The following is a 12,706-nucleotide window of genomic DNA, read 5'->3' on the forward strand; positions in this document are numbered from 1 at the left end:
TAATTTATTATAGAGAGTTGGGGACGTTTAGTCTTCAGCTCTTTTTTTATAATCAGATAATTGGCACTGTTTTTTTCTTTATTTGTTTGGTGGTATAATCTTATTATCAGATTTTAGGAGTTCAATTGTGAAAAAATTAAAAAAAATTGACTTATGGATTGTCATTCCGTACATTCTCTTGTTAGGAATTGGAATCGTTATGGTTTATTCAGCCAGTTTTTATAATACCCTCATGGCTGGGGGAAAGACGGATCAATATCTAATTAAACAAGCTGTATTTGCTGGGGTAGGGTTGTTTTTGTGCTATTTCTGCTTTATTCTCAAAGCAAAATTTTTTAGAAAACGAGTTGCTATTAAATATGCATTACTATTTACCATTTTGTCATTGGCTTCGTTGCCAATCTTGGGAAAAATATTTCCTAGCTTGCGAGTCAATGGTGCTGTGGCTTGGATTCCTATGGGACCTTTTGGTAATTATCAGCCTTTGGAGTTAGCTAAATTAGTTTTAATTTTATATTTGGCTTTTGTATTAACCAGTAAGCAAGAGCGATTATTGTCGTATCAAAATTGGAAAGAAGTTGGTTTTGAAGTTTTACCTCCAATCTTGGTCGTAGGAATGATTGTGTTCTTGCTTTTGATTCAACCAGATTTTGGAGGAGCCATTGTTATTTCATTAATAACTTGGGTTTTACTTGGAGCGTCTACAATTCCTGGAAAGTACATTGTTCGTTTGAGTACAGCATTAGCAGCCTTTTTAGGTTTAGTGATTTTTATGATTCTTAAATTAGCTCCTTCGATCATTACCAGCCATTATCAATATAAACGTATTTTAGCGATGCAACATCCATTTAAATGGGAACAACAAGCAGGTGCTCAATTGGTAAATTCCTTTTACGCGATTAGTAATGGTGGAATTTTTGGAGTTGGATTAGGAAATGGGATTCAAAAACGTGGATACTTACCTGAACCGCATACTGATTTTATTTTAGCGGTTATCAGTGAAGAATTAGGTTTAGTCGGCGATGTTGTAGTTTTAGGACTTTTAGCAATAATTATTTTTCGAATTATCTTAATTGGAATCCGTGCAAAGAAAAACTATAATGCTTTAGTTTGTTACGGAGTGGCGACAATGCTTTTGACACAAGTAATATTAAATGTTGGAGGATTGTTGAGTTTGATTCCTTTGACGGGTGTTACGTTACCGTTTATTAGTTACGGAGGCTCCAGTATGTTGATTTTATCAATCGCATTGGGGATAGTATTAAATCTGGATGCCACAACGAAATTTGAAAGAACAGGGTGATTTTTTATGTTTAAAAAAACTGAGCGTCAAGCTCTTTATGTTTGGGTGTATTCGTTGAAATGGCGGAAAAAATTGCAACATTATGGTACGATTTATTACACTTCTCCTAAGATGAAATACGTTATGATGTACGTAAATACCAATCGGGTGGCAGAAGTGAAAAAAGAATTAAGTTCAAAGAATTATGTCAAACGCGTTTCATTGGCACATCGAAAAGAGTTAGATGAACATTACGTGTTAAAAACTGATAGTAAACGAGAGGAAAAAGAATGAAAGTTGTTTCAGGTAAATTTCGAGGTTTAAATTTGAAGGCTGTTCCCACTAACAATACTCGTCCTACTTCAGCTAAGGTTAAAGAGGCTGTCTTTAGCATGTTGACGCCTTATATGGTCGATCAGGGCGTGGCCTTGGATCTATTTGCAGGAACGGGTAGTTTGGGTATTGAAGCCGTTTCACGCGACTATCGCCTGTCCTATTTGGTTGATAAGGCTTATAAGGCAGTTAATACAATTAAAGAAAATGTCGAAAAGACACGTTCAGCTGATAATTTCGTAATTTTAAAAACCTCTGCAGTTGAAGCCTTGAAAAAATTTCAAGCGGATGGTATCAAATTTGATTTGGTTTTTCTTGATCCGCCTTATCGAATGAAGATAACTGAACAAATTATCAAAGATATGGTTGAAGGAAATCTTTTGAATGACGGAGCTATCATTGTCGACGAGACCGATTATGATATTGATTTAACGGATTTTTCTAAGATTAATTTATTAAAAGAAAAGAGATATAAGGATACTAAAGTTGCAATGTATCAGTTTGGAGGATAATATGTCTCAAAAAATAGGACTTTACGCTGGTAGTTTTGATCCCGTTACTAACGGTCATTTGGACATTATAAGAAGAGCTGCAAAATTGTTTGATAAGTTGTATGTGGCACCTATGACTAATACTTCCAAAAAGTATTTGTTTTCCTATCAGGAAAAAAAGTCTTTTATTGAGGCGGAAATTAAGGATCTGCAAAATGTTGTTGTAGTCGATGGTAAGTCTGAGTTATCAACGGACTTAGCTCGTAAATTACACGCTAATTTTATGGTTCGGTCCATGCGTAATCCAGATGATTTTGGTTACGAATCAGGTGTTGCTTCAATTAATCGAGTTTTGGACAAGAATATTGAAACAATATTTCTACTAGCAAATGACAGATATGCTACTATATCATCATCAATGATGAAAGAGGTGGCCAAGTTTGGCGGTAATATATCTGAATTTGTGCCTCAAGCGGTCGCATTGGAATTGATCAAGAAATTGAGGAAGGACTAAACTATTTTGAGATTTAATAAAACTAGAAATAAAATCTTTGGTGGTATTTTTATTTTTATCATCGTTGTGGCATTTTTCTTTACACCAACAGGTTATTATTTGGAAGTTCCAGGTAGTGCCGAAGATACTTCTCAATTTGTAAAAGTTAATGGCAAACAAGATAAGAAGAAGGGAAGCCTCCTGTTAACCACAGTTGGAATTGTTAGTGGTACACCGTTTACCTTATTAAAATCGTTAGGGAATAATTTTGAAACAATTTATTCACAGCAAGATTTAATGGGTGATGAGAATAGTCAACAATACTTCCAAGTACAAAAGTATTATATGCAGTCGGCTCAAAACAGTGCAATCCAAGCTGCCTATACTAAAGCTCATAAGTCGTTTACTAAACAGTATCTTGGTGTTTATGTGATGGATGTAATGGATAATTCGGATTTTAAGAATAAATTAGAAGTAGGAGATACTATAACTTCTATCAATAATTATCACTTTAAGAGTTCGAACCAATTTATTAAATATGTTAAAAAATTGAATAAGAAAGCTACTGTTAGAATCAACTTTACTCGTAATGGCAAGAAGAAGTCAGCTACAGGTAAATTAGTGAAATTGACTGGTACTAAGCGCCATGGTCTTGGAATTACTTTGACTGATAATACCAAAGCCACAGGGAACCCTCCAACCAAGATTGATGCAGGCGATATCGGTGGTCCTTCAGCAGGATTGATGTTTACCTTGCAAGTTTATTCACAGATTAGTAAGCAAAATCTAAAGAATGGAAGAACAATCGCCGGAACTGGAACGATTTCTCCTGATGGTACAGTTGGTCCCATTGGTGGAATTGAAAAGAAAGTTTATGCTGCTTCAGCAATGGGTGCTACAATTTTCTTTGCACCAAATGATCCAGTGACGAAAGAAATTAAAAAGTATGATCCTGGTTATGTCAATAATTATAATTTAGCCAAGAGAGCTGCTAAGAAGATTCATACGAAGATGAAAATTGTTCCTGTCAAGAACTTAGATGATGCAATAAATTATCTTGAAAAAACAAAATAGTCCAATAAGGACTATTTTTTTTACGTAATTTTATTCGAGGTGATTAAAATGAAGGAAATATTTCATTATATTAAGAAGAATAAAATTATTTTGATTGTACTTTTTATTAGTTTGATTGGTGGAGGTTATTTTATGCTTCATCAAAAAACAACCCCTAGTCCCGATCAGATTAAAACGGAGGATCTGGTTGAAAAGAAGGCTCCTGAGAAGTCCAATAAAGAAACCAAAAAAAATAGTAAAACTCTTGGTGAGAAATTAGTTGTAGATGTACAAGGTGCAGTAAAAAAGCCAGGAGTTTATCGAGTTAAGGATAAGGCGATTGTTCAAGAAGTGTTACAAATAGCAGGTGGAGTGACACAGAATGCTGATTTAAAACAGTTGAACCAGGCTAAAAGAGTTTCAGATCAGATGCAGATCTATGTTCCAACTAAAGGTGAAAAGAGTATTAATAATTCCACAGCTACAAATGATCAAAAGAAGATCGTCAATATCAATACCGATAATCCGGATGATTTTAAAGATGTTACTGGAATTGGACCTAAGAAAGCAGAAAAAATCATTGCCTATCGTCAAGAGCATGGGGATTTTAAGAATTTGCATGATTTAACTGGAGTTTCTGGCATTGGTGAGAAGAGTCTTGATAAATTGAAAGAACAATTGACTGTTTGATCTATGAGAGGTAAGTTGATTTTTCCAGCTTTAGCAATAATTCTACTAATTACAATTTATTTTCAGACAAAATGGTTTACTATTTTTTTAATAATCTTGATGATTAGAATTAGTCTTTTAAAAAATTGGCAATTAGATTTATTAGTGATTTCATTAATATTGATATTTGCAATTAGATGTCAGACGCTAAAAGTAGTGCCTGATATGCCCCAGATAACTACTGGTTTGATTTCGCCGGATAAAGTCAATATAAATGGCGATATTTTGAGTGGTGAAATGGAGACTACAAGTCAATCCGTGAAATTTATTTATCGGATTAAAACTCAAACAGAACAAAAAAGATGGCAGAATCTAGAAAGAATGGTCTCAGTTCAGCCAGTAATTAAGGAGATAAAACCGGTAACCAAACCTAGGAATATTGGTGAATTTAATTACGCCAAATATCTGGCTAATAAAAATATTAATTATAATGTTCAAATAGACAGATTCAAATCTATAAAAGAGTTTGAGCCACAAAAAATTGAAGATAGAATAAATGTTTTACGGATACACATAATTAAATATTTAGCAAAACTTCCAAAATGGTTAAGAATCCATGCCCAAAGTTTGATTGTCGGATATACAGGTTCGGATAATAAAGACTTTTTGAAAATATTGAGTGCCTTAGGAATCATTCACTTGTTTAGTTTATCGGGATTACACGTTTTGATTATTCTAACTATCTTACGAAAATTGACCTCATTTTTTAGAATACCTGTAGAGTGGGTCGATTTCTTAATGCTATTTATCTTACCGATGTACGGAATATTGGTAGGTTCAAAGAGTGGTATTTGGCGTGCAATTGTATTGACTTTAGTGAGCATTATTTTAAAGAAATTAAGGATTTCTTTGAGCCGCTTAGACATTTTTAGTATTACCATGATTATTTGTCTTTTTATTTATCCTTTTGGAATAATTGAAATGGGTGGACAGCTAAGTTTTTTGTTGGCATTTGCTATTCTCTATTTGTATAAAGGGAGTAATTTTTTTCAAATGACTTTCAAGATGAACTTAGTTAGTTTACCAATTATCTGTTTTTACACCTATCAAATTAATTGGTTGACATTATTAGTGAATTTAATCTTTATTCCCTTTTTCTCATATGTTATCTTACCGATTACTTTGATATCTTCTTTAACGGTTAATTGGCATTTTTGGTCAATAATTAATTCAACCTTTGAGAAAATGTATGTCACACTAGATTTTTTTGCTAATAATTCATTTTTCGTTTTAATAACTGGTAAGTTTCCTAGTTGGTTAGTAATTGTTTTATTGATTATTAGTTTGTTTTATGTTGAAAGTAAAATGATTTTGAATAAATATTTATTTCATTACTTAGCGCTCATTCTTTTCTGTATCGCTCTTAATAAATTTCCTATCTTTGGTTCCGTTAATATAATTGATGTTGGGCAGGGAGATAGCATTTTAATTACTACACCTTTAGTTCGACGGACTTTTCTAATTGACGTTGGTGGCAAGTTGAATTTTTCTACTAAATCATGGGCAAAACGGTTAAGCCATGATCAGGTCGAGACTACTACCTTGCCATTTTTAAAATCTAAGGGTATCAGCCATATTGATAGATTATTTTTGACACACAAAGATGTGGATCATATTGGTAATGTGGAGACGCTTTTGAAAAACTTTTCTGTACGGCAGATAAACTTTGGAATTGGTCTGGAGCAAAATAAACGTATTAAGAAGCTGATTCGAAAATATCCGCAGATAAAATTTATCGGTCATAAACAAGGAGATGTTTTAAATACTGGCTCAATTAAGTGGCAAGTATTGTGGCCAAAGCATAGGGGAATTGGAGAGAATAGTGATTCATTAACTCTATTGGCTTCAATTAAACATCGGCGTTGGCTTTTTACAGGAGATTTGGATATTGCCTCTGAAAAAAAGATCTTACAAGATTATCATTTTAAGGTGGATTATTTAAAATTAGGACACCATGGATCTAAGACTTCCATGGGTGAACAGTTATTGTCAACGATTCAACCCAAATTAGGATTCATTTCGGCGGGGGTGGATAATCGCTATGGACACCCAAATCAAGAGACATTAATACGTTTAAAAAAGCATCGAGTCAAATATTTAAATACAGCTGAATATGGTATGATATCTTGGTATTATAATTTCTTTGATGATAAAGAAGAAATAACAACTTTTTTAAAGGGTGACTTGATTGAAGATAGCAGAGTTAAAAAATAATTTAAACCAGGGTAACTTAAGTAATTTGTATCTGGTTACTGGTAAAGAACAAGTTTTTATCAAGGATATCCAAAAGTCCTTTAAAGAAATTATGACTCCTGAGGAAAGAGACATGAATTTTTCTAATTTTGATTTAGAAGAAGTTCCATTGGCTGATGTTATTAATGAAGCTATTTCTGCACCATTTTTTGGTGAGCGTCGAGTAGTTTTTGCCAATAATCCTTACTTTTTGACAGCTGAACGTACCAAGAATGCCGTGGAACAGAATACAGATTTACTTTTGAGATATATCCAGAATCCGATCCCATCGACAATCATGGTAATATTTGCAACTTACGATAAATTGGATGCTAGAAAGAAAATAGTCAAACAATTGAAGAAACTAGCTGTAGTGGTGGATGCCGGTCAAATGGAAGGACCAATGTTGACACGGACGATTCAGTCGGATTTAAAAAAAGATGGGTACCAAATTGAACCTGGGGCTTTAGATTTATTAGTTAATAAGACTAAAGGTAATTATTCTTTGATCATAAATCAGTTAGCCAAATTGAAATTATATGCTTTGAAAACTAAACAAATAGATCAAGCGGCGGTTTCAAAACTTGTTCCACAATCTTTAGAGGATAATGTTTTTGACTTAATGAATCAAATTCTACAAAAGAACGTTTATCAAGCTGAAGAATTGTATCGTCAATTTTTGCTTCAAAAAATTGATCCTATTTTGTTAATCGCTATTTTGATTTCGCAATTACGATTATTGATTCAAGTCAAAATATTAACTGAACGAGGATTGACCGAAGCAACAATCTCTAAGAATCTTAAATTACATCCTTATCGAGTTAAATTGTCACATCGTCAAGCTCGTACCTTGCAAATGAAACCATTGCAGGTAATGTATCAGGACTTGGTCAACTTAGATTTTCAAATTAAATCAGGACAAGGCGATAAGGAGTTATTGTTTGATCTATTTATCGCTAAATTTGCATAAAAAAAGGGAGTCCAGAATTTCTGAACTCCTTTTTTATGCAAATAAAAAAGCAACCTTGTGGTTGCCTATATTAATTCAATTTAGCAAGTCTTGACTTATCACGAGCAGCCTTGTTAGCCTTGATTAGACCTTTTGACTTAGCCATATCAATAGCACGAACTGCCGTTCTAAACATATCATCTTTGTTGTCAGCGTTCTTAGCTGCTGAAGCTTCAAAGTTTTTAATAGCTGAACGCATAGCATTCTTTTGTGAATTGTTGCGAAGACTTGCACTTTCTGCAGTCTTTACACGCTTCATAGCTGATTTAATTTGTGGCATCAATTTCACCTCCGATTACCTAGTAAGCTTAAAACTCAATATATAGAATTATACATAATTCGCTTTATCAATGCAATGAAATGTCGCTTTTTTTTATGGTATTGCAATATTTGTCGATTTGTAGTAAATTATTTAGATGTGTTAACCATGCTCTGTTTGACGAATCACCAACGCAAGCATAGTTTGGCTAAATATATAAGGAAAAGGTGAATGAAATGGCTATTTCAAAAGAAAAGAAAAATGAAGTTATCAAGCAATATGCTCGTAAAGATGGAGACACAGGTTCTCCAGAAGTACAAATTGCTGTTTTAACATATGATATCAATTCTCTAAACGATCACTTGAAAGTTAACAAGAAAGACCACCACTCATATGTTGGTCTATTGAAGAAGATTGGTCACCGTCGTAATCTTTTAGCTTACTTACGTAACAAAGATGTACAACGTTACCATGAATTGATCAAGTCATTAGGACTACGTCGTTAATAAATTTAGGGAGTTTCCGAAAGGAAGCTTCTTTTTTTTCGCTTAATTTTTATATATCTTTGTTCGTATGGTAGAATAGCAGACAGGTATAGCTTAAATAGTCTTACAAGACTTAAAAATCACAATAGAATATTATGATCTATGCTATTTTAATGAAATGAGAGATGAAAATGAGCAAAAAAATTAAAATAATTTTGTTAAGTGGCGTACGTGAAAATGGAAAAAATATGTACGCGGTAGAAGTAAATGATGAGATTTATATTTTGGATATTGGTCTTCAATATCCAGATAATGATCTTTACGGAATTGACGTGGTCGTTCCCGATATGACATATATTAAGCAAAATATCGACAAAGTAGTTGGTATTTTCTTATCCCACGGTCATGCAGATGCAATCGGAGCTTTGCCTTATTTGATCAGTGACTATGATATTCCAGTCTTTGGTTCAAAGATGACAATTGAATTAGCTAAGATTGTCTGCTCAAATGATACACGTAGTAAGAAGTTCTCGGACTTCCACGTTATTGATGAGAATACAGCAATTGATTTTGAACAAGCTTCAGTATCGTTTTTTAAGACGACACATTCAATTCCTGGTTCTTTAGGAACAGTAATCAAAACTGAAGAGGGTCAAATCGTCTATACAGGTGATTTCAAATTTGATCAGGCAGCTGTGCCAGTGTATAAGACTGACTATGGTCGGATTGCCAAAATTGGTAGCGAGAAAGTCTTAGCTTTATTAAGTGACTCTGCTAATGCGGAATCCCCTTATGAGAATTCTAGTGAACGAGATATTTATGAATATATTTTAGATACGTTTAGTTACCACAATGGTCGTATCATCGTGGCTCAAGTAGCTTCAAATATTCAAAGAATGCAGCAAGTTTTGGATGCAGCCGTTAAAACTGGTAGAAAAGTATTTTTATCTGGAACAGATGCTGAAAAAATTGTTAAGACAGCGATGGATTTAGGCTACCTTAAAGTTGCGGATAAGGGACTAATTTTAAAGCCTAAGGATTTAAAGGGCTTTGATAAAAATAAATTAGTCATTATTGAAACAGGAAAAATGGGCGAACCAGTCCAAGTATTACGTAAAATGGCTAATCCAGCTGCCAAAACTAAGTTTCAAATTGAAGAAGGAGATCTTGTGTTTATTGCCACGACTCCTTCACATGCAATGGATACAACAGTTGCCAAAGCTCGAGACGCTATTTACCGTACTGGTGCTGAGGTAAAGGCTTTGAGTGATGATAAGCATTCTTCAGGACACGCTAATAAATCTGATTTGCAGTTAATGATTAACCTTTTGAATCCAGAAAATGTTGTGCCAGTTCAAGGGGAGTATCGTCTTCTTGATGCACATGCAAGAATTGCGCATGAAACCGGTATTCCTTATCAAAATATTTTCCTAACTAAAAAGGGTGATGTTTTAAATTACGAAAATGGCCAATTCTATCAAGGAAAAGGTGTCGATGCCGGAGATACTATGATTGATGGTAAAGGTGTCGGCGATATCGGTAGTATTGTTTTACGTGATCGTGAATTATTAGCCGAGGACGGTGTTTTCATTGCCGTAGCTACAATTGACCGTAAAAAGAAAAAAGTCGTCGCTAAGCCTAAAATAACGGCCCGTGGCTTCGTTTATATGCGTGCTAGTCGTGATCTTTTGTCTGAGAGTTCAGATATTATTGTTAAAACGATCGTTGACTATATGCAAAATAGTAAAGACTTTGATTGGTCTGATTTGAAACAGGATGTTCGTGATAAATTAAATCATTTCTTATATGAACAAACTAATCGTCATCCAGTTATCCTTCCAGTTATTATGGAAGTCAATCAAAATAGACATAGAAAAGCTAGAAAATAAGCAATTTAAATAGTTCAGATATGGTTGAGGTATTTTATGGATGATTCAGATAATCTAAAAAGACTGATTGATCAAGCCGATGAAGCCTTTGAACAGGGCAATTGGTCTGAAGCAATAGATTTATATACACAAGTTTATGCAATGCAGCAGTCATACTCGGTTAACAAGGGGTTGGCTGCTTCTTTGTTGAACCAACAAAGACCTGGAGATGCTGAGGCTGTAATTTTAGATTATTTTAACTACTACCTCAGTGAACCAGATACGGCTAAGTTAGCACTAGACATCATACTAGAGAATAATGATTTTTTATTGGCTAATCAGATGCTGAATTTTTATGATTTGGAAACTTTGCCACATATCAAACAAGATTTTGTTGATGATATAACCAAACGGATTCAGATAGCCGAGGATCGTCATGAAAGATCCTTCAAACCAGAGAAGGAAAAACTTTCCAGACGTGTTTTTTCGATTGTGACTGAGTCAACACCAGAACAAATTCAATTACTACGTAGTTTGCGTCAATTTAAAAAAGATGATTATGTAAAAAGTGCCAAGGTATTATTGGAAAATCCCTTGCTGCATCCGCTTTTGAAGAGTGAAGCGTTGGAAAACTTATTGAAGCTTGGTATTGATGAAAAAGTTGATATTATATTTTATGGCAAAAATAAAACTTGCAATCCAAGCAAGTTAATGCCTATTATGTCAACTGATGTCTATTTGAAAATGTGCGATGAATTAGAAAAATTATTAACGGATGGGAATGAATCACAACTTGAAAATTTCAAAGGTGAATTGTCATTGTATGCAGCATTCGTTTATCCGTTCGGTCAAGAAATAATAAAAGAGCCGAGACTCTGGACAAAAGCTATGCTTTTAAGGTATGGTTTAGTGGATGAATCACAAATAAGTGATAGTCAGGGGTTAAAAGATGTAAAAAAATGGTTAAAAAAGTTTGATGAACTCATAAATGCCTTTCAAGAGTGAATTATTTGAACTTTTTTCGCTTTGAGTATTTACAATTTCGTTTACTCCCCGTATAATCCAAAGAGTATATTTTTAGTCGGTGATTTGCGTTGAATTGATTTGCTTTCACCTCTGAAAGTAGTATAATTTTTCAGTAAAGAGTCGTCTAAAGAACATTTTCTTTGGATCAATCTTATGAAATGAAATTTTAGGAGGATTCTTTGTAATGGCAGAAAAAGAACATTATGAGAGAACAAAGCCCCATGTAAATATTGGGACAATTGGTCACGTTGACCACGGTAAGACTACTTTAACAGCAGCAATCACTAAGATTTTGGCTGACCAAGGTTTAGCTAAAGCTGAAGATTACGCTGATATTGATAAAGCCCCAGAAGAAAAGGAACGTGGGATTACTATTAACACAGCTCACGTTGAATACGAAACTAAGAAGCGTCACTACGCACATATCGATGCCCCAGGACACGCTGATTACGTTAAGAATATGATCACTGGTGCTGCACAAATGGATGGTGCCATCCTTGTTGTTGCTGCAACTGATGGTCCTATGCCACAAACTCGTGAACATATCTTGCTTGCAAGACAAGTTGGTGTTGAATACATCGTTGTCTTCTTGAACAAGACTGACCTTGTTGACGATCCAGAACTAGTTGATCTAGTTGAGATGGAAGTTCGTGAACTTCTATCAGAATACGATTTCCCAGGGGATGACATTCCTGTTATCCGTGGTTCAGCTTTGAAGGCTCTTGAAGGAGACCCTGAAGAAGTTAAACACGTCCAAGAACTTCTTGATGTTGTTGATGAATATATCCCAACACCAGAACGTGATAACACAAAGCCATTTATGATGCCTGTTGAAGATGTCTTCACTATCACTGGTCGTGGTACTGTTGCATCTGGTCGTATCGACCGTGGTGAAGTTAAGATTGGTGATGAAGTTGAAATTGTTGGTTTGAAGCCAGAAATTTTGAAGTCAACTGTTACTGGTCTAGAAATGTTCCGTAAGACACTTGATTTAGGTGAAGCCGGAGATAACGTTGGTATTTTACTACGTGGTATTAACCGTGATCAAATCGAACGTGGACAAGTTCTTGCTAAGCCAGGTTCAATCCAAACTCACAACAAGTTCAAGGGTGAAGTTTATATCATGAGTAAAGAAGAAGGTGGACGTCATACTCCATTCTTCTCAAACTACCGTCCACAATTCTACTTCCATACAACTGATGTTACTGGTGTTATTGAACTACCAGATGGTGTAGAAATGGTTATGCCTGGCGACCAAGTTACTTTCGAAGTTGACTTGATTGCTCCAGTTGCTATTGAAAATGGTACAAGATTTACTGTTCGTGAAGGTGGCCGTACTGTTGGTGCCGGAGTTGTTACAGAAATCTTAGACTAATTCTAAGTAGTAATGAATGGTATTAAAAAAGAGTTGGATTAGTCCAGCTCTTTTTTTTATGGTTAGAATGT

13 protein-coding genes are annotated in these 12,706 nt (G+C 34.5%); 12 read left to right on the forward strand and 1 reads right to left on the reverse strand.

From position 1 onward, the window contains the following. Positions 1 to 127 precede the first annotated feature (127 nt). The 8 genes from LA20249_RS01815 (at position 128) to holA (ending at position 7,583) form a co-directional block, all read left to right on the forward strand. Positions 128 to 1,303: an FtsW/RodA/SpoVE family cell cycle protein gene (locus LA20249_RS01815; RefSeq protein WP_057739324.1), complete on the forward strand. Its 1,176-nt coding sequence runs from the start codon at positions 128 to 130 to the stop codon at positions 1,301 to 1,303. 6 nt (positions 1,304 to 1,309) lie between these two features. Next, entirely contained in the window at positions 1,310 to 1,576 is a 267-nt protein-coding gene (locus LA20249_RS01820; RefSeq protein ID WP_083477947.1) for a DUF2129 domain-containing protein, read from the forward strand. After that, a complete protein-coding gene (gene rsmD / locus LA20249_RS01825) occupies positions 1,573 to 2,127 on the forward strand; it encodes a 16S rRNA (guanine(966)-N(2))-methyltransferase RsmD (RefSeq protein WP_057739325.1) in 555 nt (184 codons plus the stop codon). The genes LA20249_RS01820 and rsmD overlap by 4 nt, the downstream gene beginning before the upstream one ends. Before the next feature lies 1 nt (position 2,128). Continuing rightward, on the forward strand, positions 2,129 to 2,620 hold the full coding sequence (gene coaD, locus LA20249_RS01830; protein ID WP_057739326.1) for a pantetheine-phosphate adenylyltransferase: 492 nt from the start codon (positions 2,129 to 2,131) through the stop codon (positions 2,618 to 2,620). 6 nt (positions 2,621 to 2,626) lie between these two features. Next, a complete protein-coding gene (locus LA20249_RS01835) occupies positions 2,627 to 3,673 on the forward strand; it encodes a SepM family pheromone-processing serine protease (RefSeq protein WP_083477948.1) in 1,047 nt (348 codons plus the stop codon). A 48-nt stretch (positions 3,674 to 3,721) separates the two neighbouring features. Further along, on the forward strand, positions 3,722 to 4,342 hold the full coding sequence (locus tag LA20249_RS01840; RefSeq protein WP_057739327.1) for a helix-hairpin-helix domain-containing protein: 621 nt from the start codon (positions 3,722 to 3,724) through the stop codon (positions 4,340 to 4,342). Positions 4,343 to 4,546: 204 nt separating this feature from the next. Next, complete coding sequence (locus tag LA20249_RS01845; RefSeq protein WP_158294583.1) at positions 4,547 to 6,595, forward strand: DNA internalization-related competence protein ComEC/Rec2; 2,049 nt, start codon at positions 4,547 to 4,549, stop codon at positions 6,593 to 6,595. Next, on the forward strand, positions 6,570 to 7,583 hold the full coding sequence (gene holA / locus LA20249_RS01850) for a DNA polymerase III subunit delta (RefSeq protein WP_057739329.1): 1,014 nt from the start codon (positions 6,570 to 6,572) through the stop codon (positions 7,581 to 7,583). Before LA20249_RS01845 ends, holA begins: the two co-directional genes overlap by 26 nt. 70 nt (positions 7,584 to 7,653) lie before the next feature. Here holA and rpsT read toward each other — a convergent pair whose 3' ends face one another. Then, the gene (rpsT, locus tag LA20249_RS01855) at positions 7,654 to 7,902 is read right to left on the reverse strand and encodes a 30S ribosomal protein S20 (RefSeq protein WP_057739330.1); all 249 of its coding nucleotides are present in this window, start codon (positions 7,900 to 7,902) and stop codon (positions 7,654 to 7,656) included. Between the two features lie 215 nt (positions 7,903 to 8,117). Here rpsT and rpsO point away from each other — a divergent pair, with 215 nt between their 5' ends. The 4 genes from rpsO to tuf all read left to right on the forward strand — a co-directional run bounded on the left by rpsO (position 8,118) and on the right by tuf (position 12,635). Next, positions 8,118 to 8,387: a 30S ribosomal protein S15 gene (gene rpsO, locus LA20249_RS01860; protein WP_057739331.1), complete on the forward strand. Its 270-nt coding sequence runs from the start codon at positions 8,118 to 8,120 to the stop codon at positions 8,385 to 8,387. A gap of 170 nt (positions 8,388 to 8,557) precedes the next feature. Further along, positions 8,558 to 10,255 carry a ribonuclease J gene (locus LA20249_RS01865; RefSeq protein ID WP_057739332.1) on the forward strand — a complete coding sequence of 566 codons (1,698 nt, stop codon included), beginning with the start codon at positions 8,558 to 8,560 and terminating at the stop codon, positions 10,253 to 10,255. A gap of 36 nt (positions 10,256 to 10,291) precedes the next feature. Beyond that, positions 10,292 to 11,239 carry a hypothetical protein gene (locus LA20249_RS01870; RefSeq protein WP_057739333.1) on the forward strand — a complete coding sequence of 316 codons (948 nt, stop codon included), beginning with the start codon at positions 10,292 to 10,294 and terminating at the stop codon, positions 11,237 to 11,239. A gap of 205 nt (positions 11,240 to 11,444) precedes the next feature. Beyond that, on the forward strand, positions 11,445 to 12,635 hold the full coding sequence (gene tuf, locus LA20249_RS01875) for an elongation factor Tu (RefSeq protein ID WP_057739334.1): 1,191 nt from the start codon (positions 11,445 to 11,447) through the stop codon (positions 12,633 to 12,635). The last annotated feature ends 71 nt before the right edge of the window (positions 12,636 to 12,706 follow it).

It is taken from the genome of Companilactobacillus alimentarius DSM 20249, from assembly GCF_002849895.1.
Lineage (GTDB): Bacteria > Bacillota > Bacilli > Lactobacillales > Lactobacillaceae > Companilactobacillus > Companilactobacillus alimentarius.

Coding starts and splice junctions, on each gene's coding strand:
- LA20249_RS01820 (WP_083477947.1), top strand. CDS start 1,310: ATGTTTAAAAAAACTGAGCGTCAAGCTCTTTATGTTTGGGTGTATTCG.
- rsmD (WP_057739325.1), top strand. CDS start 1,573: ATGAAAGTTGTTTCAGGTAAATTTCGAGGTTTAAATTTGAAGGCTGTT.
- coaD (WP_057739326.1), top strand. CDS start 2,129: ATGTCTCAAAAAATAGGACTTTACGCTGGTAGTTTTGATCCCGTTACT.
- LA20249_RS01840 (WP_057739327.1), top strand. CDS start 3,722: ATGAAGGAAATATTTCATTATATTAAGAAGAATAAAATTATTTTGATT.
- LA20249_RS01845 (WP_158294583.1), top strand. CDS start 4,547: ATGCCCCAGATAACTACTGGTTTGATTTCGCCGGATAAAGTCAATATA.
- rpsT (WP_057739330.1), bottom strand. CDS start 7,902: ATGCCACAAATTAAATCAGCTATGAAGCGTGTAAAGACTGCAGAAAGT.
- rpsO (WP_057739331.1), top strand. CDS start 8,118: ATGGCTATTTCAAAAGAAAAGAAAAATGAAGTTATCAAGCAATATGCT.
- LA20249_RS01865 (WP_057739332.1), top strand. CDS start 8,558: ATGAGCAAAAAAATTAAAATAATTTTGTTAAGTGGCGTACGTGAAAAT.
- LA20249_RS01870 (WP_057739333.1), top strand. CDS start 10,292: ATGGATGATTCAGATAATCTAAAAAGACTGATTGATCAAGCCGATGAA.
- tuf (WP_057739334.1), top strand. CDS start 11,445: ATGGCAGAAAAAGAACATTATGAGAGAACAAAGCCCCATGTAAATATT.